General features: G+C 70.5%; 6 protein-coding genes. 1 reads left to right on the top strand and 5 read right to left on the bottom strand.

Going from position 1 to position 5,364, the window contains the following annotated elements; all coding sequences use genetic code 11:
- Positions 1 to 135: 135 nt before the first annotated feature.
- From VOI19_RS13525 to VOI19_RS13505, 5 genes are all read right to left on the bottom strand, one after another.
- On the bottom strand, positions 136 to 537 hold the full coding sequence (locus VOI19_RS13525; RefSeq protein WP_323793488.1) for a glycine betaine ABC transporter substrate-binding protein: 402 nt from the start codon (positions 535 to 537) through the stop codon (positions 136 to 138).
- Positions 538 to 556: 19 nt separating this feature from the next.
- On the bottom strand, positions 557 to 1,315 hold the full coding sequence (locus VOI19_RS13520; RefSeq protein ID WP_323793487.1) for an ABC transporter permease: 759 nt from the start codon (positions 1,313 to 1,315) through the stop codon (positions 557 to 559).
- Complete coding sequence (locus VOI19_RS13515) at positions 1,315 to 2,055, bottom strand: ABC transporter permease (RefSeq protein ID WP_323793486.1); 741 nt, start codon at positions 2,053 to 2,055, stop codon at positions 1,315 to 1,317. The genes VOI19_RS13520 and VOI19_RS13515 overlap by 1 nt, the downstream gene beginning before the upstream one ends.
- A gap of 8 nt (positions 2,056 to 2,063) precedes the next feature.
- Complete coding sequence (locus VOI19_RS13510) at positions 2,064 to 2,882, bottom strand: ABC transporter ATP-binding protein (protein ID WP_323793485.1); 819 nt, start codon at positions 2,880 to 2,882, stop codon at positions 2,064 to 2,066.
- Between the two features lie 95 nt (positions 2,883 to 2,977).
- Complete coding sequence (locus VOI19_RS13505) at positions 2,978 to 4,117, bottom strand: glycosyltransferase family 2 protein (RefSeq protein ID WP_323793484.1); 1,140 nt, start codon at positions 4,115 to 4,117, stop codon at positions 2,978 to 2,980.
- Between the two features lie 67 nt (positions 4,118 to 4,184).
- Between VOI19_RS13505 and VOI19_RS13500 the strand changes: the two genes are divergently transcribed.
- Positions 4,185 to 5,330, top strand: coding sequence for a sulfotransferase family protein (locus tag VOI19_RS13500; protein WP_323793483.1), 1,146 nt, complete (start codon positions 4,185 to 4,187; stop codon positions 5,328 to 5,330).
- Positions 5,331 to 5,364: the final 34 nt, after the last annotated feature.

Here is a 5,364-nt window from a genome sequence, read left to right as displayed (position 1 = left end):
AAGGGCCGTCTCAAGGAACAGTCGCTCGAGGTGCTGGCCAAGGCAGGCCTCGCGGTCATCCTGCCCGAGGACGATCGCAAATACCGCGCCCGCATCGATGGCCTCGACAATGTCGAGGTGGCGTTCCTGTCCGCCTCAGAGATTGCCGGCGAGATCGGTCAGGGCGCCGTCGACCTCCTCGGTCGTGCGCTCGGTGTACTCGGTGTCGTAGTAGGCCAGCAGGTTGCCGTTGTACTCCGGGATCAGGTTGATCGAGCCGTCCTGGAGAGCGGGAATCGTCTGCTGGCGCGGGCCGATGTTGAAGCGCTCGGTCACCTTGAAGCCGGCGTCCTCGAGGGCCTGGGAGTAGATCTCGCCGAGGATCTCGCTCTCGGGGAAGGCGAACGAGCCGACGGTGACGTCACCGCCGGCGGAGGAGCCGGAGTCCCCTGTGTCGGGGGCGGTGGGGTCCTCCGAGGCGCAGGCAGCGAGGGACGCGGTGAGGCCGACAGCGGCGACGGCCGTTCCGATACGACGGAGCAGGTGGTTGCTGGGCATGGTGGTGGTCCCTTTCTTCTCACGCGTCTTGACGCGTGCGCGGCCGTGGTGACCGACTGGTGCGGCGACGTGCCGCGGGGCGTTGCTCGGTGACTCCCGGACGAGCCGTGAGTCGCTGGGCGACGGCGAAGAGGCCGTCGACCAGAAGTGCGAGGGCGGTGACCAGGAGGGCGCCGCCGAGGATCTTGTCGTAGTCGTTGAGGCCGATGCCGCTGGTGATGATGCGTCCCAGCCCTCCCAGTCCGGCGTACGACGCGATGGTGACCGTGGCGATCACCTGGAGGGTCGCAGCCCGCAGGCCGCCGATGATGAGGGGCAGTGAGAGCGGGATCTCGACCTTGACCAGGATCTGCCACTCCGTCATCCCGCTGGCACGGGCCGCGTCGATCGTCTGGCGGTCCACCGCCTCGAGCCCGGCGTAGGCGCCGGCGAGCATCGAGGGGATGGCGAGGATGACGAACGCGATCGTGGCGCCGACGATCGGCGCGGTGTCGAAGGACAACCAGTAGCCGAAGACCATCAGCAGGAAGTACAGGAGCCCGAGGGTCGGCAGCGCGCGCATGGCACCGGTGAAGCCGATCACGAACTGGCGACCCCGTCCGGTGTGGCCGATGTAGAAGCCCAGCGGGAGCGCGATCAGGGCGGCGATGACGACGGAGGCGGCGGTGTAGCGCAGGTGCTCCCAGAGGCGGTCCTGGATGGGGAGCGGGCTCAGGCTGCCCGGCTCCCAGTTGGCAGGGTCGACGACCCAGCGCAGCGCGCTGAGGAAGAGCTCCATCAGGCATCGCCCCCGCCGGCGCGAGCAACGGTGTTCCAGCCCGGGTTGGTCGACACGTCGGAATCCTGGTCGGGCACCTCGGTGCGCGAGCGTCGCGACTTCGTGGGGGCCTTGCGGTTCCACGGCATCAAGATGCGGCCGAGGAGCACGATGATCACGTCGAACACCAGGGCGAGCAGCAGGCTGATCAGGATCCCGACCACGACCTCCTCGAGGATGTCGCGCTGCTTGCCGTTGGCGAACAGGAAGCCGAGGTTGCGCGAGCCGATGATGACGCCGACCGAGACCAGCGCGATGGTGCTGACCGAGACCACCCGGATGCCGGCCAGCAGGACCGGACCGGCCAGCGGCAGCTCGACGCGCAGGAATCGCGAGGCGGGCGAGAAGCCGACCGCGATCGAGGCGTCGACCGTGATGGCGTCGACCGAGGCGAGGGCGTCAGCCGCTGCGCGGGTCATGATCGCGACGCCGTAGATCGTCAGGGCCACGACGAGGTTGGTCGCGTCGAGCACCCGGGTGCCGAGGATGAGCGGCAGGATCACGAACAGCGGCAGCGAGGGAATCGTGTAGAGCAGGCTGCCGGCGGTGATCACGATCGAGCGCAGCAACGGCGTGCGGTTGGCGAGCCAGCCCAGGGGCAGGGCGAGGAAGAAGCTCAGCACGATCGGCAGGATCGCAATCTGAACGTGGGTCCAGGTCACGCTCCGGATGAGGTCGAGGTTGGCGAGAGTCCAGTCCATGGCCGCGCTCAGTCTCCCCGCAGGACACCGACCATGCGGCCGTCCTCGTCGACCACGAGGTCGACACCTTGGGGGTCGCGGTGGAGCCGGAGCCGGCGCTTGCTCTTGTCGGCACCGATGAACGAGGCCACGAAGTCGTCGGCCGGGTCGGCCAGGATCTCCGCGGGGGTGCCGGCCTGGGCGATCTCGCCGCCCTTCTTGAGGATCACGACCTGGTCGGCGAGCAGGAACGCCTCGTCGACGTCGTGGGTCACGAAGACGACCGTCTTGCCGAGGTCGGCCTGGAGCCGGTTGAGCTCGGTCTGGAGGTCGGCGCGCACGATCGGGTCGACGGCGCCGAACGGCTCGTCCATGAGCAGGACGTTGGGGTCGCTCGCGAGCGCCCGGGCCACCCCGACGCGCTGCTGCTGGCCCCCGGAGAGCTGACGCGGGTAGCGCTTCGCCAGCGAGCGATCGAGGCCGACCTTGTCGAGGAGGTCGAGCGCCGCTTCGCGGGCCTGAGCCTTGGGCACTCCGTTGAGCATCGGCACGGTGGCGACGTTGTCGATCACCTTGCGGTGGGGCAGCAGCCCCGAGGCCTGGAGCACGTAGCCGATGCTGCGTCGCAGCTTGACCTTGTCCTGGCCGGTGATGTCCTCGCCGTCGATGGTGATGCGTCCCGAGGTCGGGTCGATCATCCGGTTGATCATGCGCAGGAGCGTGGTCTTGCCGCAGCCGGAGGATCCGACGAAGACCGTCGTCTTGTGCGTGGGCAGCGTGAGGCTGAAGTCCTTGACGGCCACGGTGCCGTCCGGGAACTGCTTGGTCACCGACTCGAACTCGATCATCTGGTGGCTCGATTCGCGCTGGGAGAGTGAGGGAAACCCAGCAACCCTAACCACCACCGAGGGGTGGACGCCTCTATCTGTGCTCCCTGGGCGGGTCAGCGCTCGTGGTCGCGTAGCGCCACCGCTGCCCGGTCGAGGGTGCTCGGGTCCAGCCCGGGCACGTCGATCCGACGGCCTTGGCCGTCCTCGACGCGCGGCGCCCAGGCCCCCTTCGGCAGGTCGTGCAGGAAGCGCATCACGTGCGCGGCGTCCTCGCGTCGGCCCTGCTCGACCAGCCAGCCGGTGAGGCGGTGCATGGGCGGAAGGCCGGAGTGGACGAGGGAGCGCTCCCCGAAGAACTCCCGCACGCCCGCCTCCAGGAGGTCGTACCACTCGTCGTCGGCGTCGGGGATGAGCACGAAGTACTGGTGGAGGTCGCCGGCGAGCACGCGGTCGTGGAAGATCTTCGACACCTTGGGCGAGCCGTAGTCGCTGACCGACTGCTGCGAGGTGCGCTTGGTCGCCCACCGGTCGCGGAGGTCGGTCAGCGAGGCCCGCTGCTGGGTGATCGACGTGCCGTCGGTGCGGATCCGCCAGTGGTAGACGATCTCGGGGACGACGGCGACCAGGCGTGCCTGGAGGTAGGCGTGGGTGAGCGTCGGCTGGTCCTCGTAGCGCGTGCCCTCGGGCCAGCTGAGGCCGGCCCGGTCCCAGAACTCGCGTCGGTAGAGCTTGTTCCAGGCGAAGACGTCACCGAGCAGCTCGGGCATCTGGTCGATCACCGCCGAACGTCGGGTCGCGTGCAGTCGTCGCATCCACGGCGGCTGAGCCAGCCGGGCCGTCTCGTCGGGTGCCTCGGGGTGCCACCGCGCGATCGAGCCGGTCACCAGGTCGGCGCCCACGCGCTGGACCGGACGCAGCAGCGTGGCGTAGGCCTCCGGGGGCACGACGTCGTCGGAGTCGGCGAAGGCGAGCAGGTCGCCGGTGGCATGGCGCAGGCCCTCGTTGCGCGCTGCGCCCAGCCCGCGATTGACGGTGTGGACGACGTGCACGCGCTCGTCGCGGACGGCGTACGCGTCGGCGATGGCACCCGAGGAGTCGGTCGAGCCGTCGTCCACCACGATCACCTCGAGCGTGGCGTGGGTCTGGGCGAGCACGCTGTCGAGGCAGGCGGGCAGGTAGTCCTCGACGTCGAAGACCGGGATGACGACGCTGATCAGAGGGTCAGCCGTCGAGGTACGCCGTCGCCATCGCATGGCCCCAGGCTAGTGATGCCGCGTCGCGCTCCGCCCGAGCCACTCGCGGGCGATAGCATCGCGCCTCGTGAGTGCCTCTGTCCCGCCGACCAGCCCTGTCGAGCCCGTCGAGCCCGTCGAGCGCACCACCGACCGCGCGCGCAAGGTGCTCTTCGTCGCCGGCGCCGGGCGGAGCGGCACGAGCACCATGGCCGGGCTGATGCAGATCCTCGGCCTCCACGTGCCGCGCCCCGAGGTGCCGGCCGACGCCAGCAACCCCAAGGGCTTCAGCGAGCCGCAGTGGGTCGTCGACCACCACGACCGGCTGCTGCGCGAGGCCGGCGTCCAGGTCTCCGACTCCCGCCCCGAGGCGTGGTTCGAGACCGGTCGCGTGAGCACCCGCGAGCCGGAGCGCACCGCCACCGCCGAGTGGCTGGAAGGTCACTTCGCGGTCAACCACGAGCTCGTCGTCAAGGACCCCCGACTGAGCTGGTTCCTGGCGCTGTGGCGGGTGGCGGCGATCCGCACCCAGGCGACCCCGGTCTTCGCCACCATGCTCCGACCGCCCGCGGAAGTGGTCGGGAGCAAGCAGACCTACTACGCCAACACGCTCGGCTCGGCGCACCTGACGGCGTCCTGGCTCAACATGCTGCTGCACACCGAGCGAGGCACCCGCGAGTCCGCGGCCGACGGCGGTCGGGTGTTCGTGCGCTACGCCGACCTGCTCGACGACTGGACCCGCACGACGATGCACGTGGGCGAGACCCTGGGGCTCGAGCACGTGCTGCACGCCGACTCCGAGCGGATCCGCGAGGGCCACCGCTTCGTCGACCCGTCGCTGCGGCGGATGGGGCAGAGCCTCGACGACCTCGCCCTGCCGCCCCGACTGCACGAGCTCACGGCCGAGACCTGGAGCGCGCTCAACCGGTTGGCCGACCCCGGCGGCGACACCCCCGCCGAGCACGCGACGCTCGACGACCTGCGCGCGGCGTACACCGATCTCTACGCGGAGGCCGAGGCGATCTCACGGTCGTCGGTCGTGGCGGCCGAGGCTCGTGCGCGGCGCGGCCCGCAGCGGCCCGGTGCGAAGGCGGCCGAGGCAGGCGCGGCCTCGAAGAAGCCCGCGCAGGTGGAGCACTCCGCCGACAAGCTCCCGCACGGCCTGCGGGCCGCCGTCCCTGCCCCGCTGCGACGCGGCCTGCGTCGACTCGCGGGGCGCGAGCGGCCCTCGTGAGCCCCGCGGGCCGGGTCGACCCGGCGGCTGGACT

The sequence above is a fragment of the Nocardioides sp. genome, assembly GCF_034670285.1.
Taxonomy (GTDB): Bacteria; Actinomycetota; Actinomycetes; order Propionibacteriales; family Nocardioidaceae; genus Nocardioides.
Note: the sequence above shows the minus strand (reverse complement) of the source record. Positions and strands in the feature narration are given on the sequence as shown.